Annotated in this window: 27 protein-coding genes; 3 read left to right on the top strand and 24 right to left on the bottom strand. The window is 42.3% G+C overall.

Going from position 1 to position 21,699, the window contains the following annotated elements; genetic code table 11:
* Window position 1 precedes the first annotated feature (1 nt).
* The 9 genes from ACUYLD_RS08365 to ACUYLD_RS08325 form a co-directional block, all read right to left on the bottom strand.
* Window positions 2-1,282: a hypothetical protein gene (locus ACUYLD_RS08365; RefSeq protein WP_446674774.1), complete on the bottom strand. Its 1,281-nt coding sequence runs from the start codon at window positions 1,280-1,282 to the stop codon at window positions 2-4.
* A 5-nt stretch (window positions 1,283-1,287) separates the two neighbouring features.
* A complete protein-coding gene (locus tag ACUYLD_RS08360) occupies window positions 1,288-2,748 on the bottom strand; it encodes a hypothetical protein (RefSeq protein ID WP_446674773.1) in 1,461 nt (486 codons plus the stop codon).
* A 242-nt stretch (window positions 2,749-2,990) separates the two neighbouring features.
* The gene (locus ACUYLD_RS08355; protein WP_446674772.1) at window positions 2,991-4,751 is read right to left on the bottom strand and encodes a hypothetical protein; all 1,761 of its coding nucleotides are present in this window, start codon (window positions 4,749-4,751) and stop codon (window positions 2,991-2,993) included.
* Window positions 4,752-5,734: 983 nt separating this feature from the next.
* Window positions 5,735-7,189 (bottom strand): terminase B, encoded by a 1,455-nt coding sequence (locus ACUYLD_RS08350; protein ID WP_446674925.1) that lies wholly within the window; start codon window positions 7,187-7,189, stop codon window positions 5,735-5,737.
* Entirely contained in the window at window positions 7,110-7,949 is an 840-nt protein-coding gene (gene terS, locus ACUYLD_RS08345; protein WP_061829321.1) for a phage terminase small subunit, read from the bottom strand. The genes ACUYLD_RS08350 and terS overlap by 80 nt, the downstream gene beginning before the upstream one ends.
* Window positions 7,950-8,208: 259 nt before the next feature.
* Window positions 8,209-8,763, bottom strand: a complete 555-nt coding sequence (locus tag ACUYLD_RS08340) for a site-specific integrase (protein ID WP_061829322.1) — start codon at window positions 8,761-8,763, stop codon at window positions 8,209-8,211.
* A gap of 330 nt (window positions 8,764-9,093) precedes the next feature.
* Window positions 9,094-9,297: a hypothetical protein gene (locus ACUYLD_RS08335; RefSeq protein WP_061829323.1), complete on the bottom strand. Its 204-nt coding sequence runs from the start codon at window positions 9,295-9,297 to the stop codon at window positions 9,094-9,096.
* A 38-nt stretch (window positions 9,298-9,335) separates the two neighbouring features.
* Complete coding sequence (locus ACUYLD_RS08330) at window positions 9,336-9,806, bottom strand: hypothetical protein (protein WP_061829325.1); 471 nt, start codon at window positions 9,804-9,806, stop codon at window positions 9,336-9,338.
* 268 nt (window positions 9,807-10,074) lie between these two features.
* The gene (locus ACUYLD_RS08325; RefSeq protein ID WP_446674771.1) at window positions 10,075-10,329 is read right to left on the bottom strand and encodes a hypothetical protein; all 255 of its coding nucleotides are present in this window, start codon (window positions 10,327-10,329) and stop codon (window positions 10,075-10,077) included.
* A 512-nt stretch (window positions 10,330-10,841) separates the two neighbouring features.
* Here ACUYLD_RS08325 and ACUYLD_RS08320 point away from each other — a divergent pair.
* Window positions 10,842-12,488, top strand: coding sequence for an RNA polymerase sigma factor (locus ACUYLD_RS08320; protein ID WP_446674770.1), 1,647 nt, complete (start codon window positions 10,842-10,844; stop codon window positions 12,486-12,488).
* 409 nt (window positions 12,489-12,897) lie between these two features.
* On the opposite strand, the gene ACUYLD_RS08315 is transcribed toward ACUYLD_RS08320, so the two are convergent.
* Complete coding sequence (locus ACUYLD_RS08315) at window positions 12,898-13,527, bottom strand: hypothetical protein (protein ID WP_446674769.1); 630 nt, start codon at window positions 13,525-13,527, stop codon at window positions 12,898-12,900.
* A 120-nt stretch (window positions 13,528-13,647) separates the two neighbouring features.
* Here ACUYLD_RS08315 and ACUYLD_RS08310 point away from each other — a divergent pair, with 120 nt between their 5' ends.
* Window positions 13,648-14,346, top strand: a complete 699-nt coding sequence (locus ACUYLD_RS08310) for a hypothetical protein (RefSeq protein WP_446674768.1) — start codon at window positions 13,648-13,650, stop codon at window positions 14,344-14,346.
* Window positions 14,347-14,447: 101 nt separating this feature from the next.
* Here ACUYLD_RS08310 and ACUYLD_RS08305 read toward each other — a convergent pair whose 3' ends face one another.
* The 9 genes from ACUYLD_RS08305 to ACUYLD_RS08265 all read right to left on the bottom strand — a co-directional run bounded on the left by ACUYLD_RS08305 (window position 14,448) and on the right by ACUYLD_RS08265 (window position 19,051).
* Window positions 14,448-14,735 carry a hypothetical protein gene (locus ACUYLD_RS08305; RefSeq protein ID WP_446674767.1) on the bottom strand — a complete coding sequence of 96 codons (288 nt, stop codon included), beginning with the start codon at window positions 14,733-14,735 and terminating at the stop codon, window positions 14,448-14,450.
* 47 nt (window positions 14,736-14,782) lie between these two features.
* Window positions 14,783-15,208: a hypothetical protein gene (locus ACUYLD_RS08300; protein ID WP_446674766.1), complete on the bottom strand. Its 426-nt coding sequence runs from the start codon at window positions 15,206-15,208 to the stop codon at window positions 14,783-14,785.
* A complete protein-coding gene (locus ACUYLD_RS08295; protein ID WP_446674765.1) occupies window positions 15,201-15,569 on the bottom strand; it encodes a hypothetical protein in 369 nt (122 codons plus the stop codon). The genes ACUYLD_RS08300 and ACUYLD_RS08295 overlap by 8 nt, the downstream gene beginning before the upstream one ends.
* 40 nt (window positions 15,570-15,609) lie before the next feature.
* Window positions 15,610-16,119 (bottom strand): phage N-6-adenine-methyltransferase, encoded by a 510-nt coding sequence (locus ACUYLD_RS08290; RefSeq protein ID WP_254349701.1) that lies wholly within the window; start codon window positions 16,117-16,119, stop codon window positions 15,610-15,612.
* A gap of 44 nt (window positions 16,120-16,163) precedes the next feature.
* On the bottom strand, window positions 16,164-16,910 hold the full coding sequence (locus ACUYLD_RS08285; RefSeq protein WP_446674764.1) for a DNA-methyltransferase: 747 nt from the start codon (window positions 16,908-16,910) through the stop codon (window positions 16,164-16,166).
* A gap of 38 nt (window positions 16,911-16,948) precedes the next feature.
* Complete coding sequence (locus ACUYLD_RS08280; protein WP_446674763.1) at window positions 16,949-17,809, bottom strand: DNA cytosine methyltransferase; 861 nt, start codon at window positions 17,807-17,809, stop codon at window positions 16,949-16,951.
* A 129-nt stretch (window positions 17,810-17,938) separates the two neighbouring features.
* On the bottom strand, window positions 17,939-18,610 hold the full coding sequence (locus ACUYLD_RS08275) for an HNH endonuclease (protein ID WP_446674762.1): 672 nt from the start codon (window positions 18,608-18,610) through the stop codon (window positions 17,939-17,941).
* A gap of 73 nt (window positions 18,611-18,683) precedes the next feature.
* Window positions 18,684-18,866 carry a hypothetical protein gene (locus ACUYLD_RS08270; protein WP_446674761.1) on the bottom strand — a complete coding sequence of 61 codons (183 nt, stop codon included), beginning with the start codon at window positions 18,864-18,866 and terminating at the stop codon, window positions 18,684-18,686.
* On the bottom strand, window positions 18,863-19,051 hold the full coding sequence (locus ACUYLD_RS08265) for a hypothetical protein (RefSeq protein WP_250260615.1): 189 nt from the start codon (window positions 19,049-19,051) through the stop codon (window positions 18,863-18,865). The genes ACUYLD_RS08270 and ACUYLD_RS08265 overlap by 4 nt, the downstream gene beginning before the upstream one ends.
* A 294-nt stretch (window positions 19,052-19,345) precedes the next feature.
* On the opposite strand from ACUYLD_RS08265, the gene ACUYLD_RS08260 reads away from it, so the two are divergent.
* The gene (locus ACUYLD_RS08260; RefSeq protein ID WP_446674924.1) at window positions 19,346-19,531 is read left to right on the top strand and encodes a helix-turn-helix domain-containing protein; all 186 of its coding nucleotides are present in this window, start codon (window positions 19,346-19,348) and stop codon (window positions 19,529-19,531) included.
* Between the two features lie 31 nt (window positions 19,532-19,562).
* Here the strand turns inward: ACUYLD_RS08260 and ACUYLD_RS08255 are convergent, their stop codons facing one another.
* From ACUYLD_RS08255 to dnaN, 5 genes are read right to left on the bottom strand one after another with little or no spacing between them, the layout of a single operon-like run.
* Window positions 19,563-19,790 carry a hypothetical protein gene (locus ACUYLD_RS08255; protein ID WP_446674760.1) on the bottom strand — a complete coding sequence of 76 codons (228 nt, stop codon included), beginning with the start codon at window positions 19,788-19,790 and terminating at the stop codon, window positions 19,563-19,565.
* Window positions 19,787-20,101 (bottom strand): hypothetical protein, encoded by a 315-nt coding sequence (locus ACUYLD_RS08250; RefSeq protein ID WP_179085381.1) that lies wholly within the window; start codon window positions 20,099-20,101, stop codon window positions 19,787-19,789. Before ACUYLD_RS08250 ends, ACUYLD_RS08255 begins: the two co-directional genes overlap by 4 nt.
* Window positions 20,052-20,354: a DUF1064 domain-containing protein gene (locus tag ACUYLD_RS08245; RefSeq protein ID WP_446674759.1), complete on the bottom strand. Its 303-nt coding sequence runs from the start codon at window positions 20,352-20,354 to the stop codon at window positions 20,052-20,054. The genes ACUYLD_RS08250 and ACUYLD_RS08245 overlap by 50 nt, the downstream gene beginning before the upstream one ends.
* On the bottom strand, window positions 20,351-20,569 hold the full coding sequence (locus ACUYLD_RS08240) for a DUF1064 domain-containing protein (protein WP_446674758.1): 219 nt from the start codon (window positions 20,567-20,569) through the stop codon (window positions 20,351-20,353). The genes ACUYLD_RS08245 and ACUYLD_RS08240 overlap by 4 nt, the downstream gene beginning before the upstream one ends.
* Window positions 20,569-21,699 carry a DNA polymerase III subunit beta gene (gene dnaN / locus ACUYLD_RS08235; protein ID WP_446674757.1) on the bottom strand — a complete coding sequence of 377 codons (1,131 nt, stop codon included), beginning with the start codon at window positions 21,697-21,699 and terminating at the stop codon, window positions 20,569-20,571. The genes ACUYLD_RS08240 and dnaN overlap by 1 nt, the downstream gene beginning before the upstream one ends.

The following is a 21,699-nucleotide window of genomic DNA, read 5'->3' as shown; positions in this document are numbered from 1 at the left end:
ATTATTTATCCTCCTTCAGCAGATTACCCCTGCCTGTATTCTTAAGTGCCGCCCGAGCTTCTTCACGAGCTAATGCTTTAAGTTGTTCTGGCGTTTTCTCGCCACCATCATTTTGTGAGTTAGTTGGTGATGTTCCATTCAGTGCTCCCTCAGGAAGGTTTACATCGTCACCTTGTGTATGGCGACCACCGCCACCCAAAGCAGCTTGTGCCTGCGCCTCATACGTTGCGCCGATCTTTTCAATTTCAGATACCGGTAGATGAGACAGTGCTGTTTTCATCGCCTCTACATTAAAGGCTTCACCAAGAGCACGAACACCAGCTCCACATGCTTGTTCAGTAATTTTAACCTTGTATGTCGCCCCATCAGCAGCCTGAGCGCTCAATGATGTAAGCTTGCTTAGAATGTCGGAATCATTATCTACACTCAATGTAGCTCGAATTTGTCCAAGTACACTATTAGCCGCTGCCAACGCAGTTGCTTGAGTTTGTGCTGCTGCTAATGCAGCCTTTTGTTCGTCTGTCACAGTGTCATCTCCTTTGGCCTGTGTTTCAGCCTCATTGTTTTTGTCTTGCTGTAATACAAATCCATCCAAGCCTGATTTGCCGCTAAAAGAATAAAAGACGCGTCCGCCACTTGGTAGTGACTTCGCATCTTCAGATAAAGCTTCACATTTTATAGCTGATTGCAGATCAGATGTATTGCTCATTCCGACTACTCCGGCACCTGGGTAAGCTCCGTCAAAGACTAGAGAGTTTTCCATCAGGTCGCCGTCATTAATGTCCACAGTGCAGAGTTTTGAGTCATACTCCCTTCCGCGAATGTGAGGGCAATTGCCGCCAAAATACTCCTGACCGCAGATTGAACATGTTTGACTGGTTACCGTAAAGCCGATTGATGTATCAAATATAGTTCCGGCATCAATACCTTCAGCTATTTGGTCAATCTTGATATCCCCGACCTCTTGACCCAGTTTCATGTAATGATCTGCATAAAGTGCCAGTTCATCGCCATCCATCTGTAATCGGCTGTCAAAAGTTCTACCGAGTGGTATTGTCATGACACCCATGTTGGCCCATGAGTGATCCAACAGCAATGATACACCTTCTCTTGCTTGGACAGCCATCTTCCTTAGAAAATTAGGGGTCAAACGATAAAACCGACGAGGTATGATTTGATCCCCTACAAGCTTTGCAGGGAAAACATACGCTTCATCCTCAGTAAGAGGAACACGTGCCAACTGATTAATCTTTGCTAATTGTTCGGGTGTAGGTTTAGCCATATTCTCTATTCACCTCCCTCCGGTGGAGTATTTTCTTCATTCGAATCAGGTTCATGCTTCTTTACAAGCAAAGGAAGTAATTCAGCAGGAATTTTGGCATTAATACCAAGCGTCCAACGTATTTCTTCAGCAGCTTCCAACGGTGTGATGTAGAAATTCTTCTCTGCTGTGATGTAGTTGTCGATCTTTGAACGTCGGTCACGTTCAATCTCATTTTCTGAGCGTAGATCAATAGGGAGATAGTCAGCTTCAACTTTTGTTTGAATCCCCTTTACTCTTGCGGACAACGAAAAAGCCCGCTGCCAGAAACGTTTGGTTACGCTCCGCGCGGACTCTACATTTTTGATATATATTTGAGTGTCAATTGAACTGTATGTTTCGGTTGATCCTTGATGCCTGGAAAGGATGGTGAGCAGCGTCTTGAGTGAAGTCGCCATTTGGGTATCAATAATATCGATGAGCTTTTTAATATCAATCATCGGCCCTGAATTACCGCCTTTGAGATATTCGACTTTTACGCTATCCCAGTGGACAAGCGCATCATCTGGGTTAAGCGAGTTGAAATGGTTTAGCATCTCATCCATTCGCTCTTTAAGCCATTTTTGCTGACCATCGGGATTACTCTTCAAGTTATTCGGCATGTTCTTTAGCATGATTTCTTCCAACATGGAGATATCAAGCCTTGGATAGCCTTGGTTATGGACAACAGCCTTTAAATCAGACAGGACCTGCAGGTGAAAGAACACTACCTGAAGCACTGGCAACATTGGCGTTCGACCATACGGATCATCCACCATAGGATCGAACTCTTCATAGATGAACGTTGGTGTGTCGATCTTCTTGTAATTACCGAACCACTCTTCGTTCGCGTTCCTTCGCGGGTTCTTCACGTATTGCCACGGTGTAAGCCTATTAGTCTCCGGCTCCCTGCGGAACCAAATTAACGCTGGATCAACCGGAACAATATCAATTACATCATTGCACAGTTCATTCAAGACTACCTCTCCAGCACATGCACCACGAACCATAATCATCATCCGCTGGATCGTGTCTAGTTTATCTAATGAGCGTCCATGCTGGTATCCCGGCGAAGGTAGCGGTGTATTTAGCATGGCCTTAAGTTCATCCAGCACCCGTTGCCCTCCCTTATCTGCGTTCCCGTTTGGCTTCTTTGCACTAAACGTTAATTCGGTATCTCCCATACGTAAGTATGTGTATAAGGCATAGGATACGTCGGGATGAACGGATATCAGAAGTTCCAGTAATTCCTCTGCTGTATAGCTCTGCAACTTAGTAAGGTCAATATTGTGAGCCTGTTGGTGCTTTTTAGGAAGCCAATTGAATATTCCCCATGGATTAGAGTTCTTTGGGACTGTCGTCCTGCCTATGCCCATCATCTGCCGTTTTACTGATGCTGGAAGAACAACATTCGCAAATGAATATATGGCTTTATGATACCATTTCAAGTTTTCACCCCCTGTTCACGGTCCTTCATGTATAAAGAATAACATCTGATTTATGCGATATCGCTACGGATTTTCAAAAAAACCTGAAAAATAAGGTGTTCAAAAGAAAACGGTTATAATTTGAGAAAACTTGATAGGTTAGGTTATTGAATCAAAAAAAGTAATCTCCTGAAATAAACAGGGGCGTGTGATAGCCTAATCGTCCCCTTGTCCCCTTATGACATACCCCACCATCTTCGATATTAACTACTGCGGACCATATAGATCCCAATAAATAAGAAGGCAGTATGTACAGCCACAAGAAAACCAAAAGCACAATTCACAATTTGCATGATTTGTTTGCGCGGTGGGAGTGCATCTTCAACCGCTTCAAAAACATTCGTTAGATATTGAACCATATCCGTCTTGCCTGGTGTATGAATCGGTCTTCCGTCATCAATTGAGTTAGCTAAAGATTCTATATCACCACTTAATTCTTGAAGATTGCCAAGAAGCTCCTTTAGCGAGAAATCTTGAATTGACTTTGTCAGATCACCTAACTCCATTAATACCTTAGATATTACTCTCAATATGTTGTTAGCAAATGTATCAATCTTAAATAAGCTATCAGCCACATGTTGTTGAATACGGGTTAACGTTTCTTCAAGTTTTTCTGCTACGATATCAAGTTTTAACGCCTGTTCAAAACATGTCCGCGCTAATTTCCTGATTGTTTCGATTTGTGCATGAAGTCTATCCTCATCTTCTGCTAGATGAACTAAGTTGTCCGCTGTTACCCTAAGTTTATCTGCGGTTGCTTGAAGCTTATCCCTTACATCATTAACCCTACTGGATCTCACAGCAGTTATCAGATCATTTGCTCGTCCCCTTATATCCTTTACGCTGGCCACCAATCCTCGACCATCAAATAACTTGATATCGTGTGAAGGAAATTTAAATGTACCCCATTGACCTGCATCAACTCCTTTTAAAAGGGGATAATTACGATCAGGAACGACAACGGAAAAGTCAAAGCCCGCAATGGTATAATCCATGCCAAAGAGAGCCCCTTCTGGAATTTCTATACTGGGAATTGTGAGTGGTGGACTTGGTAATTTTCCAAACTGTCCAGAAGTAATCTTAAGTCGATCACCTAAATCTTTAAATAAAGTTAAGAATACGTCACAATGTGACCGGATCACTGCAGCAAGGGGAGCAAATGGCCCGGCGGCAATATCTGTTAAAACCAATAATGCAGTGATTGAGTTCTTTGCATCTAATACAGAGTCAGCAACATCTTGAAGTGTTTCATCTCCAATTTGATATAACGTACTTCTAGCCTCTTCAAACGTTGCAACCGTCCCTTTATGGGAATTAGAATTTCTCCCTCTTGATACTATTGTATCTATATACTGAGTAAACTCCTCAGCGGATAGTTTGTCTTCAACCTCTTTTCGCAAATCATCCTCTGTCTTATACCATTGGTCTACAATAGGAAGCAACTTATCAACGGTTTCTATAGGAACATGGTCATCATTGATTAAAGCAGCTAGAGCTTCATCGGTTAGCCAAAATAAAGGTTGATATAGATCACTGCTTGACTCCAACAAGGGCTTAGTTGCTTTTGGAATTACATCTGTAGTAAGAAAGTGAATAACGTCAGTAACAGTGATAAGGGTCGCATTTAATTCAGTTGATGCATCATGAATAAACTCACTTATGTGCCTCGGAACATCCTTAATTGCAGTAATAATTGCATTCAAATCACCTGCGGCCGATGTAATCAAGGGCGGAATGGTTTGTTCGATGCTTTGTATTACTTCGTCAATGTGTTCAGCACCGCTTCTTGTCGATAACGCAGCTGCCTTTACCGGTAAAAGAAGGTCTCTTCCACTTGCCAATACTATCTTAGTTTTTGATAACAGTCTGTCTAAGAATTTAATAAACTGCTTATGCAATACGATTAAAATGATAATTGCGATTACCGCATAAACGATCAAAATCCAGCCAATATCCTGCATCATCCTAGACTCACTCCATCCAAAAAGTCGTTTTCTTGATAAGAATGGTTACCAAAATTATTTTAAATTATTCATATATACTTACTCCCCAACAATTTTCATGTTGTACTTTGCTTCATGCCGAGCTTATTAAATCCTGCCTTAAAAAAATAAAAGTCCGGACTCAAAATCTGGACTTTAGATGCATCAACATATGTTATTAACCCATCCTGCAACAAGCCCCTCATTTATCAATGATAGCGGCAATCGCATGTTTGATCATGTCAGAGCTAAGATGCTTTGATTCATTTCGGAAGATTGTACATTCAAACGCATCCATAACATCATCACGAATTCCCTGTCCGTTACCCTAATGGTATCAGCATTTGGCGTTCTCTAACATATTCTTACCAGGTCGGCAAAACTGTTTGTCACCAACGCTTTAACGTGAATAGTGCTTGTCAGCAAGCCAAGGTCCATAATCGGTAATTGGGAGCATTGTTTGTTCTTAATCCATCCGCTCCCAACAAACAAAAAAGAAGCCCAGAAAAATTTTCCTGACCACTTTTAGTCATCCTTATCCACATAAAATATAACAAAAGAATATGGTGTTGTTACTACGAATATCCGTTAAATAAGCAACTTTTCTATTCTGTCCTTTTTCAATTGAAATATTCAAGCGATAAAATGTTCATAATCTTCTAGGATACAAGGGATTGGCTTAACCTGTTGATATCCAAAAGCTCTGGCAATTTGTTTACTCCAATCCTCCAATATGCAACAAAATAGTCTCCAAATAACTGCGCTGAATTACCTCCAGTTGCATGCTGAACTGCTTACTCATTGCCAGTAAGCAACCAGTCCTTAGCGACCAGCTCCGCCTCCTTTTTCTAATCATAGACAGCAATGTTTTCAGTCTGCTTGGATATTGCTTTTGTCGATCGGTGCTCTTTATATGAATACGCTGCGCAATTTCCATCTCACGACGAACAAAACCAAACTGAAATTTATCTTTTTACAGCCACACTACCTATTGAAGGAAGCATAATGTGTTCTGGTGCTTCAACCAAGAATTCTCCGAAAGTCAAAACAAAGGCGTCAGCTCTATCAGGGGACTTGAGTCCGCGCTTTTTCATATCATCCTTACTCTCAAGGATCATTTTCCCTTTTGAAGTCATTCGCCATTTTCTTGTAGCCAATTGAGAAATCAGGGTGTCGTCATCAGGTAGTTGCATGACTCCTGGATCACCTTTAATGAAATTGGTCAGGTTGGTCTCTAAATCCGTTCTGACTGACTGCCACATTTCTGTGACCAGGTTGGCACAATATTCGTCAAGAGACGATGAACCGTTGTTGACAGGAACTACCTCCCAGCCGTAACCTTCTTCGTTGATGACCTCAATCAACCGATCCGTGACACCGCCGCCAACCCCTGTATCATCGATATTAAACTTTACATGTTCAACTTCTGGATGTTTAAGCAGCATGTCTTTGGCTAAGCGTATGGCATTACCAACAGTAACCATTGTGCTTTCTTTGAAATGGCTGTGCTGTCCGACTGTCTTTTTGCCTATGCCAGCGTACATGGACGTTTCGTCATCGCCATATCGTGCAACGTCCACTCCAATGACAAGTGTTGTTCCGGTAGGCTCAATCTTAACTTCTTTTGCTGCATGCTCTGTAGCTTCCAAAGTAATGAATGTTCCAGCCTCTCCGCGTGGGAACTGACCTTGGACACGGACACGATATACGTCACTGCCCTCTCCATACTTCCGCTTAAGCATTTCGATGTTTTCTTTGCTCGTACGTGGACTATCCAAGCATGAGACCTGATGAGTCCTGTATATGGCCCGATCTCTATTATGAGAATCAAAAAAGAACCCGCTCGTTTTCGTTGGGTTCCCGCACATAAATAGTTTATTGTAATCTCCTGATAGCGTACCAAATATTGCAGCCATAATTCTGTCGTCTACCCCGGAAGCCTCATCCACAATGAATAGCATATAATCTTCGTGAAACCCCTGCATGTTCTCGGGTTTGGTGGCTGTACGTGCTGTTGCAAACCAGCGTTCCTCATAATTTTTCATATATATCTTAGTTTTAGTCCACTTGAGGATTCGTTTTAGAATTGGGCTTTGGGACTGCCATTTACTGATCTCCGCCCACAGCACATCATTGAGTTGTTGCCTCGTTGGAGCTGTACAAACAACGCGCGGAAACGGGAAACAGCATAAAAACCATAGTGAGATTGCCGCTTCAAGCGCCGTCTTGCCCACTCCCTGACCGGATCTTACTGAAACAAAACGATACTTTGCAATATCATCCGATACGCTCTCTTGCCACTTATCTGGGCTGAAGTTCAGAATCTCTTTAAAAAATGTTTTAGGACTCTTTCGATACACTTGCATCCTCTTCTTGAATGCCGCCATCCGTTTCGTCAAGCTCTCCGCTTTCTTCGCCATCATTCATTACCGCCTCTACCCAATTATCTATAAGGTCTTCTTCTGAATCGCCTTTCCCGTTTTTCATTTCCTCAATCTGGAGCTGCGTCTTTTCAACTTGTGCTTGCATTTGGTCAAGTTTCAGACGGCGTTCATCTTCCTCATCCGCAATCGCCAGAAATTGCTTGATAGCACCACGCAATTCAGACATGGCTGTGGATTGAGCTTTCAAGTAGGTAGCGTAACGATCCCAAGAAAATTGAAATTCATATTCTTCCTTGATCGGTACTTGCTCAAGCTTTTTCTTCTTGGCAGTACCTGAATTGTGTACTTCATACTCGACTTTTTTAAGTTCTTTAATCATTTCCTGTTTATTTTCAACAAACATGATCCGCTGCGCCCAAATTATCGCCTGAAATTGAGTGGTAATGTTGTACCAGATCATGTCTACTGGGTCCATTTCTTGGACAGCATCCATTATTTCAACGAATTCTGGGTTCTGTGGCATGAACTTACGAAAAAATCCGTGTGTAACAGCTTTGTCGTTTCCGTATGGGCCTCCAGTTCCTCCTTTATTTCCTTTTGCATTCTTATTGCCAGTTTGTCCGCCGCGCTTTCTTTTCTCCGGTATCTCATCCCATTTGTCCAATGCCTTCCATTTGCGAATACTGGAATCGCTGACACCAAGTTTCATCGCAATATCCTTTAATTTCATTTCGCGTCCACTGTCAATCCACATTTTCAGTGCCTTTTCCCTATTCGGGCTTCGTTCTCTACTCACTTCATTTTTCACCACCACCAAAGTATTCGAGTTGGTTTTAACGCGGATGCCTAAAATAAATTTAGCGCTCCACTTGCATTTATTTCTCATGTTGTTCTAACAGTTAGGAATGTAGCACTTATTCAACCAGATACTGTAAAACAAATTCACTATAATATATATTCTCGGTAACTCGTAAAACACTGAGATTGCTTGATGCTATTTGTTTTGTTGTTCTTTCCCCGTTTTGAATTCACGGTTACCCGATTGTAGAGAATTGCTACAACTCAAAATCCTTTAAAACATCGTCTAAAGTGTCCTGAAGGATACCAACATAGCGTAAAGTCACCTTCTGTTCAGTGTGATTGAACAGATCCATTAGTAACGCTATGTCCTTGGTTTCGTTGTAAAAATAGTACCCGAACGTCTTTCTCATGGAGTGGGTGCCGATTTCTTTTAAACCAAACTTCCGCGCTACACCATTTAACATTTTGTAAGCCATACTGCTACTGATCGGCACAACCTCGGATCTTCTCTTTTTATTTCGACTCGGGAATAAATAATCACTATCCAATTTACCGGATATATATGCATCAAGTTCTTTGCGAAGGTTTTTTCGAATGGGGATGTTCTTTCTTTTCTTCGTTTTCTTTTCAGTAATTGCAATATGACTTCCTTTGACTGAGCTGACTTTCAAGGGCAAAATGTCCGATATCCGCAATCCTGTGTTGATTCCAACCAAAAACAAAATGTAGTCCCGTTCATTTTTCTCTTTCAAATATTGCTTAATGGCCTCCAGTTTTTTAGAATCGCGGATCGGCTGAACGAAGTTCACTGCATTTCGCTCCTTTCATGTTTGTTTGAACAGAGGATGGAAACATACATAATTGTTTAGTACCAGTCCAATCGCCCCAAACACATCCATTACATAAAGCTGGTTGACGTGATGACCTAGCCAGAATAGGTGGGGGTTTCCTTGAAGATTTTGTTGGCATCTCACTTTCCTCCAATGCAAAAAGGCCGCCTTTTCAGCGACCTCGAATTTACGTTATTTTATGGATACAATATATCATTTTTCTAATTCGTTATTACTGCGGTTTTATGTATGTTATTGCATGTAAATTAAGCTAAGGAAAAGTTTCCTGAACAAATAAAAAAGCACCGTTCAGGGTGCTTTAATCAAAAAGTCTTCTCTTTGTATCTCTTTTATTGTCAGCTGTCTAGGATCAAATTCAAGCCGTCTACCATCCTTCTCTCTTTTTCCTTGTTGGTGAGAAAAGTATAATTCCAAAGCTTCGCGCGTAGATTCTGCAAGCACTAAATCATGTTCGTTGTTCCATTCAATTAAATAATAATTTTTGTAGCGCATAATCTCATCCCCTTACAGAAAAACAATCTATTTACGAATCACTCTGAATATTGATCTATTAACCTTTTTCTCTCATTTAATTCCTTCGTAAGTTGTTCTTCTGCCCTATCATGAATGCTTAAAACAGACTCTAATCCATCAACAGCTTGTTTGAAATCAAATTTCTCAAAGAATACTTTAGGACTAAAAAAGTTAGGTTCGCCACCACTTATAGGTTGCTTCACGATATATCCTTTTTCAGCACTGTAACAATATAAAACTCTTTCCGATGGATCATGTGCAAGCAAAGGGCCTACACTCGAGACGAGTTCAACATTTGGATTTCCAAAATAAAACTGTTTCTTTCTCAAATGCTTGATAAGAGGTGACAATTTTTCTGCATACTTATTAAACAGAGCTACTTGTTCGTTTACTGCGTCGTCTAGCTGTTTTTGTAAACCCTCGATTTTTTTCTGTTTTTCCTCCATCTTTTGCAATTCAAGTTCTACATTTAAGTTATCGATGCTCATTGATATCCCCCTTGTTTTTCTTTGATTATAACCCAGAATGAGGAAATTACACGAGTATTTTTTAGTTCTTTTTTCGAAACAATATTCTTTATCATAATAAAAAAGAGCAGCAAATTCAGCCGCTCTTATTTATTGATCAGTAATTTATAACATGCGGTTACCGCTAATCCGCCATGCCTGGAATGGGCCTTAAGTGGACATCCTTCTTGCTCCGGGTTTATATTACCCTCTGAGTCCTGTCTCCGATTTAGTTTTAGTTTTGGAAAAATTACAGAAGTTGACCAGCTAGTGCTTTAAGGCCACTTGGTACAGCAATTTGTTTGCCGTCATGTTCATTCCCGTTAACATAAGCTGTGTCTTTGTCTACATAGTAAACTACACCTTCGCCGCTGATAAGCGGAAAGCCGCTTTCGTCGTAATCCAGATTTGTACCTACATACTTGCCATGCTTAGCTGCTTCACTTTCCGATGGATGGAGATGGAGAATTTTTGTGTCGTCCAAGTAAGCGTAACTATGTGCCATGTTTATTGCCTCCTAGAATAGATTTAATTTGTTCCTGAATAAAGTGTAAATCCTTTCTACTACGCGCCTACTACGGATTTATTAGTTCCTACTATCAGCAGAAAATAAAGTAGTAGACTGAGCCTAGAAATTGAAACAGCGACAGCCAAGGACGAAAAAAAAGTCCTAGACTGTCGCTTTTCCATTAAACTAACGTTTCCCGTTAGTTTAATGAACCTCTATTATGCATTTGAATAATTAATCAAGACAACTACTGGTTAACTACGGAACGAAGGAGTACCCCAAGTACCCGAAGAAGAACTTCGGCTCGTGTTCCTAGTTTGTATCCTCCCAAAGTTGAACGGAAAAGAAGTATTTTTATATACTAAAAGTGAGACCTTTACATCTAAAGTAATCTTCATGTTGTTTAACAAAAAGTTCATAACGTTTCTTTTGAAATAATCCCAACCTTTATTTCGCCTGGCACACTATATAATTGTCAGGAATTACAGATGCAACTATGGAGGCAAATAATGGATTCAATTGGTAAAAACGGAAAAGAAGCAGCGGAAGCGATTCGGAGCTATGTCAAACCGATTTTCGGTTTTGCCTTAAACCGGGTCAAGCAGCGGGCCGAGGCGGAGGATCTGGCTCAGGAGATTATGCTGCAGTTGTTGAAATCCTTCTCTGGGGTGCGGGACATTAGAAGCCTTGACGCTTACGTCTGGACGGTTGCCCGATACACTTGGGTGAATTGGTTGAAAAAGCGTGCGCACGCTCCCCAAGCGTTCGAAATCAACGGCATGTCCGAACTGTCTGCTGCCCCTTCCCGGGAGCCGCTTGACCGGCTGCTGGTAACCGAAGCTTACCGCGAGCTCCGCCGAGAAGTCGCGTTTCTGTCCGACATCCATCGCCGGATCGTGGTCATGCATTACTACGACGAGCTTAAAATCGGCGATATCGCGATTGCTCTGAACATTCCTGTCAACACGGTGAAGTGGCATTTGAGCGAGGCTAAAAAGAAGTTACGGAAAGGGATGAAACGTATGCGTGCAACAGGAACTTTAAGTGTCAATCCGGTCAGCATGGGGGAAATGGGCCATTCCGGTTCGGCCGGCAGACTGGGCGAAACCAACGATTTTCTTGGACGCGCCTTGGCGCAAAATATCGTTTACGCGGCTTATCACAAGGCGCGTACCGTACATCAAATCGCGGAGGATCTCGGAATGCCGCCGTCTTTGCTGGAAGGCGAAGTCCGGCACCTGGCCGATTACAATTTTCTCATCCAAACCTCTCCCGGCAAATATCAAAGCAATACCATCGTCTGGGACCTCTTCGAGTTGGCCGTAGCCGGTCATCAATTTTGGCAAGATTGCGCCGCCGAAGTGGCCGATGTTCATTTTGACGCGTTAATGGAAGTTCGCCGGCAAGTCGAGGATAGCGGAGTGTACGTTCCGGACGGCGACTATAACTTCCTGCTCTGGACCTTGCTGCCCAAGAACGTCGAGGAGCAATCTTGGCGGAGCATGCCGGCGGGCGAAAACTTCGATTCGGTCGCACCAATGCGAAAGGACGGAGGTCAGTATATTGCCTATGCGGCGTTAAATCGGAGCCACAATGCCGATCCGGGTTTTGATTTGAGTAGTTACGTCACCTTTGGTCCGTCGCTCCGCTACGTCGAAGACACTCCCTTATACTTGTGGCAATTCAATACTTACTGGAGCGACCGCGAGATGAATTGGCGTTTCCTGGAATACCGGAATGTCGAGATTTGTCATGCGTTCCAACAAGGGGAACTGCCCGACAACGAAGAGAACGCCGAGCAATATTCGTTCCTGCTGGAGAAGGGGTACATCCGCAAGACGGAGGAGGGGTACAAGTTCAATGCGGTTTGGATCGACTCTCCGGAGACGTTGGATCGGTTGAACAAGGCAATGCCGGATTTGTCCGCTCTGTATGCGCCTGCTGTCGGCAAGCTCTACGACAAAATGCTCAACCTGTTCCTGCAAAATCAGCCGAAGCATTTGGAGCCGCAGCTTGCTTACATGGTGAGAGGCAACACCGGCGGAGGCAGGCTGGTCGCTTATATTTTGAAGCATTTGATTGATAACGGGAAGTTGAAACCGCCGTTGCCGCACCAGCAGAAGACGATTTCAACCTGGATGGGGCCGGTCAAGTAAGTCGGTTCGGAAATGTATACGAAGAATGGCCGTTCCCGGGCGGTGGCCATTTTTACACAAAACTCTGTCTTTCCACTCTGTCTGTCCAACGAAGTGATTAGGACATCGCTATTTCACCACGCCCCCCTCCTGAACGTATGAAAATGATTAAAAACTACCCATGACGCATGTGCGTCATGGGTAGTTTTTAATCGCAATCGTATCTGCCGGATTACTCTTTTACCTTACGATTTTTTATCTTTCTTGTCCGCAACCAACCGTGAGAGGCCAGATGCTCCACTACTCAGCAGATCTATTCAGAAAAACTGCCCGTTAGCTTAATGAAGCACCCTCAAGACTATTACTTTATTTTCAGTCTAGAACTTTAGACACCTAAAATTAAGACCGCAAAGGCTTAAGCCCTTACGGTCTAATTTACTTCTGGCATCCTTAGTCCAATTTCACCTTCCTTGTTTCGTCCCCGTCCATAGTCGATGGTGACAAAATCCAATGTACGGTTTGTTTTTAGGCTATTTGCTATATTAACAATAACCCTACGCCGTTTATCTGCAAATGTAGTCGCTGAGATAGGTGGAATGTCCTTACGATAACCTTTTCCCAAATATTGTTGAGCTTTGAGGTATTTCATTCCATCCAAAAACAACAGCGTTGCTATCAACCCCTCGTGCTTATCACGCATATTATTTATTGCGAACTTAATGTTATTCGTAATGAATTGATAGAATTTATAATTTAGATGACGCTGGTCTTTCAATAGAACGGCATTAGCTGTCACATCTGCTGTCAATTCTTGTCCCGAAACTCGTTTAGCAACCGATCCCTCTGCCGAAAGCAAATCATATGCAGTCATACCGTTTTCCAACTGTTGAAGTGAATATTCATAGTTTTTTATTACATCGACTAGATTGGTGTATTTGTTCAACAGCCACTTTGTTTTTCTAATATCATCCTGTTCAAGATCATCGAAGAAATTAACCTGAATAATTTTTTTATTGTCTTCTAAATCTTCTTTCAGTTGTATTATTCCATCACTTGTCATTGCTTAAATCTCCCCAATTTTTAATGTATATATTGTAAATACGATAATAAATTAGACATAAACTAAATTTTATAATATTGTGGTTTTGAATAGAAAAATATTACATAGGAAGTGATTTATTTGGCACAAAATTTAGCCGTAAATTTCTTATCAAAAATAAAATTATTAGAGGAGCATTTTATCAAAGAATTATCTACTTCAAAGATTATGGTTGACTCAAAAGCACTCTCAATTCTGATTGGATCAATTATTTTCATCTTATCTGGAGGTATTATTCCTACAGTCGCCTTGATCGCAAGATTAAATAGTTGGTGGTTTGGAATAAGTAGCATAGCTAGTCTTTTAATAGGTCTTTCGCTCTTAGCATTATCAACTTGGTTTTCACATTCATTTGCTAAAAAGGAATACCTTGACTACGCATCGTTTATTACTAGTAAGAAAATCAAACTAAAATACGACTCAAATTTTTTATTTGCCTACAGATGTGACGAATTACGAAATAAAATCTTCAGTCTAGGTTTTCAGGATACAGATTTTGATGATCTAATTGAGTACTATTCAAGAAAAAGCGGAAATATTAAAAATAAGCGTTGGTGGCCAATAACATTAGCTGGTTTAATACTTTTCCCTTTATGGAGTGAGTTCATCGGAAAGCAAATTGAGAAAGGCTTGAGAGTGTTTCTGTTTATGATAATTATCGCATTTGTCCTAACATACTTCACATCAATTTTTCATTCTATACTTAAGACAATTTTGCTTTCAAAAGCTACCAAGTATGATGAACTCGTAGATATCTTGAAGACTATAAAAATACTTTAATACTTAATGAAGGTTTCTTTCATATAAACAAGGTGGACAGAAACCTTCACCCATTTTTATATCCTCCCTTAGTGGGTGTAGGTCCTACACCCTGTATTGGTTTAATCATCGGCTTTTTCGTGCAACTCAAAAATCTCCATAGCCTCTGTTGCATCAAAATCAATGGATATATCTCCATGCTGTGGATGTGACATTTCAAAAGTGTAGAACGGTGGAGTGAGTCCGGTTTGTCCAGATGAATAAATTTCAAGTATCGTTCCAGGCGCCAACGTTACTGTATGATGTTCGTCCATATCTATCCCATCCCAATACCACGAAAATTCATGCCAATCGGTAAGCTTTACTTTGTCACCTGGCTGAAAAGCCAGATTGTCTAAAATATCACCCATATCTATCATCCTTCCAACGCTCAACCAGGAGCGTATTGTATTGGTGGTTACTCCCAACCTAATGCCTTCAATACCGCTGCCAATGCATCTTTGGCTGACGCTCCGCCATCTTCATCTATAATGATGTATCCAAGCTTGTCCAAATGAGCAGGATCATAAGTGTTCGGATCAGCGTAAAATTTAAATGGTATAACTGTTGCTTCTAGGGACTTGCGAAGATGGGCTATTGTCCGGTCCCTCTCTGCAAGCTGCTTGCCCCTCTCAGCAGCCGTTTGGAAGTTAGCTAGGCTTTCCTCGTTTAACCCTGCTACCTGCTGCTGGAGCGAATCTATCAAAGCAAGCAAATCCATATACTCAGCGTTCGGGTCTGTCGTAATCGCTATAAAGTCCGGCTCCAAACGGTGGCTGAGAATCCCTTCCTCCGAACAAATCAACTCCGACCCATTCAACAACTTATATGTCCGTTCACTCATCTTTACCGCCTCCTTGGGGCTGTAGCAGCTCCGGGTTATCGTGTATGTTTCCGATAGGTTTTCCATGCTCATATATACCAGTCAACATCCATGCATTTACGGCCCATTCTGCATGTTCTGTACATTTCACAACTCCACGCTCCAGCGCACCGTTTGACCATGGTCTTGTAAACTCGTAAATATCACCTTCCCATACACCGTAATTCGGAAGATCTATGAACTGACCTACTGTTTCAGGGTCTACCGGATGTGATTTCGCTCTATGATCTACAATGTCGACCCTGCCATTGTGCTGCCAGATATCTCCGAATACCCATTCACCGTTATCCAGTCGTTTACCACGGAATTTAATATCTCTCATGCTTATCGCTCCTTATATAGGGGTATAGGGTAAGAGGCTGTTATGCCTCATCCCTCAAATCTATTATTTTGCCCCAGTGACTAACACGTTGAAGATCCTTGACGTTGTTGTCACCGAAAGCGATCAAGACTGACGGCGCGCCCGCATTTGCTGCAGCTCGTTCTCCAGTAACATGATGGAAATACAGTCGCCCTCGGAAGAACAACAACGCATCTGCTTTACCCCAAACGTGTTCAAAGAACATTTCCGTTTCGGTCCGGGCGAATATCAAAGCGATGCCGTTCCCGTGTTCACCAAGCTTATGCAGCCATTCAGCGGCTTCTCGCCCATAAGGAGGATTCAACCACACCCTGCCTTCCCACGGTTGCTGCAAACCATCTTCCAGCGTCGTATAGTGCTTGGATGCTGTCGCCCACGGCCTGCTGATCGGTGAACAAGGGTCGAGATCAAAAGGCCCGAGCTCCTGAACAATTTCTGGTGGTGTGAGCCATTCATCCTTCAACATGCGCGCCGACTGGTGCCCTCCCATTCCGCTCGTCCGTATACTCACGTTATCTCTCCCTTGATATATAGGTAGTAGGGGGTGTATCCCCCTTAAAATAGCGTTAACTGCATATTCTCAATACGCTTCATGCCAGATTCAGCAAAAGCCTTGTCCTGTTCGATAACAATGTATTTACGGTTGGTTCTGATCGCTGCTGCAGCCGTGACGCAACTACCTCCGCAATTGTCCAGCACCGTTTCACCTTCATTCGTGTAAGTCCTTATTAGGTATTCATACAGCTCAACGGGCTTTTGATTGGGATGGATGCGCTGAGGATCATCATTGTTAACCACCGGGAAATACAGCACGCTACGTGGCAGCCTATCCGTTTTACCAGCTTCATTTGACCAAGGTGTTCCAGAACCATACACAGTTGATTTATGGTTATTTGTCGCCTTGTTCATCGGCTTGTGGCCTTGTGTCATTTGCGGGTTATAAGTAGGAGGCCTCTTATAAAATACCAAGATGTTTTCATGAGCCTGCAGCGGCATGTTTGCTGAATTAAGATGGCCTGTAGCCTTGTTTTTCTCCCAGATCCATTCGTACCTAAAAAGATTCAGGTTGCTGGCTGCCAACGTCTTATCAAATGGCGCCTTGGCGAAAAGGACTATAGCTCCGTTGTCCTTTATGATCCGCTCGTAATGCCGCCATAGAGGGGCAAACGGCAGGACTGCATCCCATGGGCTTTTCGTAGTGCCGAACGGCATGTCACACAGGATCATGTCCACGCTACCTGAAGGTATGCTCGGGAATACATCGAAGCAGTCTGCGTTTATTATTTGGTTTAGTAGCTCCATCCCTTGAGACCCCCTTATGGAGGGCTATGCCTCCTTATTCAAGCTGACTTAAAATACTTTTTAATCGCCTCGCCAACCCATCTGCCCATCGGCACAGCGACGGCATTACCAATCTGCCTGTATGCATCGTTATCACTTCCAGCAAACTTGAACCAATCCGGGAACCCTTGAAGCCGAGCATACTCACGTACTGAATAAGGTCTGATAGATACCCCATCGTTCACCAGTCGTGTTGATCTATCCTTAGCGTAATGAGCAACACATGTAGGCGCTCTGCCTTCCAAGTCGGTGATAATGGGCAAATCCCTGTATCCGCCGTTTAAACGCTTCTGCACATACTCAGGCGTGTATACCTCAGCTCCGACATCTATGATGTCTTTCATGGATATTGGGTTCTCGTCTGGATAGGGCAATTGGTTAAGAGGTTTCTTAGTGCCTATTACAATCAACCGTTTCCGCTCCTGCGGTAGCCACATGTTTGCATTCACCGGGCATTCAACCCTGACATAATAGTTTGGCAGTCTGGTCAAGCATTCCATTACCACTTGGAACTTCTTCATCCCTGGAACATTTTCCACCACATAAACCTCTGGCTGTGCCAGCGCCACATGCCGGAAAAAGTGAAGGAATAAGTCGTCTCCCGTCCGTGTGCCATGGATGTCTGCGATGGTACTGTATTTAGTGCAAGGAAAAGTACCGATATACACATCTGCGTCATGCTGGTCCAGAACAGTGATTTTGGTTATGTCTGCCTCATTCACTTGGTGATCAAAGTTCTGTTTCAAAGTCTCACAAGCAATTCTGTCTATCTCAAAGGACTCTATGACATTTATCCCGGCCTCTATCATTCCAAGGTCCAAACCTCCAGCTCCGCTAAAGTAACTCTTCGCTGTAATCACTCTGCTGTTGCCCCTCCTTCTTGTCCCCTATGGGGCTAAAATACCAAAATTATGTTAATATTGCGGTACCGTTCCATTTAATTTATAGAGTGGAGTGTTATGTCCTCTCTGCCCTTGGGGGCTATATATTTAATCCTCAAAACGCTCTCCATAACCATAAGATGGAGCCGGCTTACTAAAATTGTTCAAGGCATCAGATATCATATTTGTAAAAACAAGCATTTCTTTATCATCCATTGCTTCCAACAAACGCACTTCCCTAGCTTTCAAAGTTCGTCCTGCCGCTGAAGTAATCAGTTCAATGACTGGCTTTATGCTCTCCAAGCGTTCATTTTTATCGAATTCCACACGCTGCCGCGCCGCCAGTTTACGGTTGTGCTCTTCCCAATCCTGTTCATCGAACCAAAAGTAATCGCCGTATTTATCACGGAATGCCGATATCCAAAATTGAAGGAGTTCTTCATTTATTTGTATCCGATCATGGCAAGGCCAGCAGAGTCGTAGTCCGTTCGTCTTTACGCCACGTCCTTTCCTGCCGCGTGGGTAAACGTGATGAGTAGTTGTAGCTTCGGCAGCTTTACAGCATTCGCAGATTCCGTTTGAATCAGCAATCAGTTCCGCTATTACATCCTTCGGGAATTCTCCACGCTCCTTGGTATTAGGCCGTGACTGGTGGTGAGAGAGAATATCTTTCTTCCATTCAGGAGCAGGCTTTTTATCCCTCTTGCGCTGCCTGAGGCTGCTAAACGCTTTCTTATCTTTGACTTTTTTCTCCGGCTTCCAGAACGTTTGATGAGACATTCTCCCTCGCCACCTTTCCAACAAGATTGATTCGTAATCCCTTTGCTTATGCTTATATTTTGAGCCTAAACCACTACGGCTCCACTACGGATTTTAGAGGTTTGAGCAACCCCACTTCCTCTAAAACGGAATAATGATTATACCTTTCTTCCGTTGTTACACGCACTTTATTTATCATATGCGATGTGTAGAAGGCTACAGCCTGCTGGACCTCAATAGGCTCATCTTCGAGCTTGTTTAAGTCGAGCTTTTTCACAAGCTCCCCTCCCTTATGCGGCGATTATATTTCTCTTGAAAATCACCCTTTATTTCAGGCGGTAAGGTATCAATTACCTCATCCCATATGTTCAATAATTCACTGTTAACTGAGGCAAACTTTTGTATATCCACGTAACGTTCCACCAATGCTGTAGTGAACTCATCCATTTCTTGTTCTGTCATACACCATGCCTCCATTACGTTTTTTGGTTCCAATACAATGTTGCTCGTTCGGATACAATGTAGAGCGTAGGAAAAGTTTCCTGAGTTGATCATTTGGCTTGTATCAATCTCGCTTGAGAATCTCGCAATGCTGTGGACTTGATACGTTATTCTATATCGTATATCGAATTGTAGTTCTTGACCTAATAATATACGATATCGAATATAGAGTCAATGCATGTTGCTAATAAATATTCGGTATCGTATAATTCGACTGAGAGGTGAATTGCATTGCTTAAAGTGAAACCGAATTTGATGCCTTTGTTAAAAAAGAAAGGTATCATTCAAATGGAATTGTCTGAAATGACTGGAATTCCACAAGGTTCAATTAGTAGATTTGATAAAAATAGTCGCCATGAAGCCTGGCATTTATTTGCTATCGCTAAAGCGCTAGATGTTACCATTGAAGATTTGTTTATTACTGAGGAGCAAGAGGATTAATTAAGAACCCTCTATGCTCCTTTTGTTTTGCCTAAATCGGATTAAGAAGTCTTTCAAGCCGTATAACCTCTTTCTGAAGGTACTGAATTAAATCAGCTGCCTCCTCCAGCGCCATGAGCTTCCAGTCATAGGCCATATCTGGTACCTGGTCTATTGTGGTTCCATACTTCTTGAGGCCTTTCTCATTTTGTTTGTCCAGCAATTCTATGATCCGTTGTGTTACTTCTGGACGTTCAATTTCATTTTGAGAGTGCTTCATTTAATCGCCTCCTCCGTCTCCGGTAGAATAAGCATATCTCCGTCATACTTCAACTCCGCCTGATTAGGGTCAATCACTGGTCCCCAATGGTTATTAGCCTGCATGATGCGGACTATATCAGCCGCATATGTTTCGTCGGTGTTAACTACCAGATAGGTATTTAAAGCTGGCTTTCCATTCAGATGTCGCAACTCTTGGATTTTCCAAAGGATGCGGGATAACTCACTTTTATCCCTATCATCAAGGTAATTCTCAGCATCCTCATTTTTGATTACGGTGAATCTGACTTTTATTCCGGCCAGTTCTGACATTTTTAATCTCTCCTTCGGCTCGTTTTACTAATTTATTGATTGCTCGCTTTCGATCTGCTCGTTCTTTCTTAGCCTGCTGTGTAGGGATAAATTCGCCACGCCGCTTTACAAGTATTTCAATTGGTAAAGTCGGGTATTTTAGTAGGAAAAGCTTCAGCTTCACTCTAAAGGTAGCCGTTTCAACTCCCTTTATGTCAATTACTCGTTGGCTTCCGTCTAGATCAGTAACAAGGAAATCTGCAATGTAGGTCACATTTGGGCTTTCCTGTAAGACGTATTTGGGCTACAGACAAAATCCTTTATTTCCCCCAGCTGCTTCAGCAAGAGCAATTCCTGATAGTACTCTCCTTCCATTTTGCTATCGAAGCGAATCCCGTCTACATCAAGGTTATATTTCTTTACCAGCCATTCCTCGAATAGGGTTCCATCGGCTGTAACAATCACTTTTTTAGCATTGTATTTACTCATTAATCTACCGTCCTGTAAGGTTGTACAATATGAACACTTTGATTATCTTCATTGCTAAGAATGAAAATAGACTTCATTTTTCCGGCAAAAACCAAGGTGATTTTTTCTCCATCCAAAGCTCTTAAAGCATCCATAGCATACTTAGAATTCAAGGAAATGGTTAACTCCTGTCCCGTGAACTTAATAGGAACAATACTTTCGCTGGCCTTGCCCGTTTGTTTTCCTTTTCCGCGAATATTTATTTCTTTTTCAGTCACATCAAGCCTAACCATATTATTTTTCTCTTCTTTTGCCAGAGTGTAAATAAGTTCAACGGACTCCAAAAATTCTTGTTTATTTATCTCAATCCTCGTACCACTTTCAGGAACAATGACCATCTGGTGTATGTCTGGATACTCGCCTTCCAGAACACGAGAGTAAAAAGTGAATCTCTCTGTGCGAGCAAAGGCATAGACTACCTGATTATCTTTCCCCTTTGAAAAGCCAAATTGAACATCGTCCTTATCTGTAATGATCTTCAGTAGTTCAACCAGACCTCTCGCTTCGATCACAGCACTACCAAAATCGCCCGGTTCAATATCCTTTTCTGTTTTTGAAAGGCGATGCCTATTGGTTGCTTCCATTCCTATTTTCCCGTTCTTTAGGTAGACATTTGCTCCAGTTAGTATAGGCATGCCTTTACCATCAATGTCTGCTGCAAAGATAGCCTTTTTGAATAATCCCCTTAGGTCCTTCCCTGTAATTTCAATATATTCATTATCATTTATTGAAGGAGGTGGAGGAAATTCCTCAGGGTCCAATCCTGACATTTCAATTTCTTTATTCCGAGACGTGATAATCACATTCAGACCACCTTTAGACTCAATCCGAACATCACCGCTTAATTTCTTGAGCATTTCCAAGAACAATTTAGGAAGAACTACCTTTCCATTCCGTTCGATTTGAACATGCTCCTCAAAAATATACGACTGTATCGTTGCTCTATCATCAGTTCCTGTCACAGTTAAACCCTCTTGATTGGCTTCGATTAAAAAGCAACCAAGTATCGGCATGATACTTTTGGCTGAAATAGCTTTACTGGCATCTTCTAAAGCCTCAGCTAATAGAGAACTGTCCACTACTATATTCAT

It is taken from the genome of Paenibacillus sp. SER-28 (assembly GCF_052906305.1).
The sequence above is the reverse complement of the archived record's forward strand: the minus strand, read 5'-3'. Positions and strand labels throughout refer to the sequence as shown.

Excerpts from the sequence above, each read along its gene's own strand:
- ACUYLD_RS08305 (WP_446674767.1), bottom strand. The coding sequence starts at position 14,735 with ATGGGTGATATTTTAGACAATCTGGCTTTTCAGCCAGGTGACAAAGTA.
- ACUYLD_RS08325 (WP_446674771.1), bottom strand. The coding sequence starts at position 10,329 with ATGGCACATAGTTACGCTTACTTGGACGACACAAAAATTCTCCATCTC.
- ACUYLD_RS08255 (WP_446674760.1), bottom strand. The coding sequence starts at position 19,790 with ATGAAGCACTCTCAAAATGAAATTGAACGTCCAGAAGTAACACAACGG.
- ACUYLD_RS08285 (WP_446674764.1), bottom strand. The coding sequence starts at position 16,910 with ATGGAGCTACTAAACCAAATAATAAACGCAGACTGCTTCGATGTATTC.
- ACUYLD_RS08275 (WP_446674762.1), bottom strand. The coding sequence starts at position 18,610 with ATGTCTCATCAAACGTTCTGGAAGCCGGAGAAAAAAGTCAAAGATAAG.
- ACUYLD_RS08320 (WP_446674770.1), top strand. The coding sequence starts at position 10,842 with ATGGATTCAATTGGTAAAAACGGAAAAGAAGCAGCGGAAGCGATTCGG.
- ACUYLD_RS08250 (WP_179085381.1), bottom strand. The coding sequence starts at position 20,101 with ATGTCAGAACTGGCCGGAATAAAAGTCAGATTCACCGTAATCAAAAAT.
- ACUYLD_RS08350 (WP_446674925.1), bottom strand. The coding sequence starts at position 7,189 with ATGGCGAAGAAAGCGGAGAGCTTGACGAAACGGATGGCGGCATTCAAG.
- ACUYLD_RS08295 (WP_446674765.1), bottom strand. The coding sequence starts at position 15,569 with ATGAGAGATATTAAATTCCGTGGTAAACGACTGGATAACGGTGAATGG.
- ACUYLD_RS08330 (WP_061829325.1), bottom strand. The coding sequence starts at position 9,806 with ATGAGCATCGATAACTTAAATGTAGAACTTGAATTGCAAAAGATGGAG.
- ACUYLD_RS08315 (WP_446674769.1), bottom strand. The coding sequence starts at position 13,527 with ATGACAAGTGATGGAATAATACAACTGAAAGAAGATTTAGAAGACAAT.
- ACUYLD_RS08260 (WP_446674924.1), top strand. The coding sequence starts at position 19,346 with ATGCCTTTGTTAAAAAAGAAAGGTATCATTCAAATGGAATTGTCTGAA.
- ACUYLD_RS08365 (WP_446674774.1), bottom strand. The coding sequence starts at position 1,282 with ATGGCTAAACCTACACCCGAACAATTAGCAAAGATTAATCAGTTGGCA.
- ACUYLD_RS08335 (WP_061829323.1), bottom strand. The coding sequence starts at position 9,297 with ATGCGCTACAAAAATTATTATTTAATTGAATGGAACAACGAACATGAT.
- ACUYLD_RS08300 (WP_446674766.1), bottom strand. The coding sequence starts at position 15,208 with ATGAGTGAACGGACATATAAGTTGTTGAATGGGTCGGAGTTGATTTGT.
- dnaN (WP_446674757.1), bottom strand. The coding sequence starts at position 21,699 with ATGAATATAGTAGTGGACAGTTCTCTATTAGCTGAGGCTTTAGAAGAT.
- ACUYLD_RS08355 (WP_446674772.1), bottom strand. The coding sequence starts at position 4,751 with ATGATGCAGGATATTGGCTGGATTTTGATCGTTTATGCGGTAATCGCA.
- ACUYLD_RS08265 (WP_250260615.1), bottom strand. The coding sequence starts at position 19,051 with ATGACAGAACAAGAAATGGATGAGTTCACTACAGCATTGGTGGAACGT.
- ACUYLD_RS08240 (WP_446674758.1), bottom strand. The coding sequence starts at position 20,569 with ATGAGTAAATACAATGCTAAAAAAGTGATTGTTACAGCCGATGGAACC.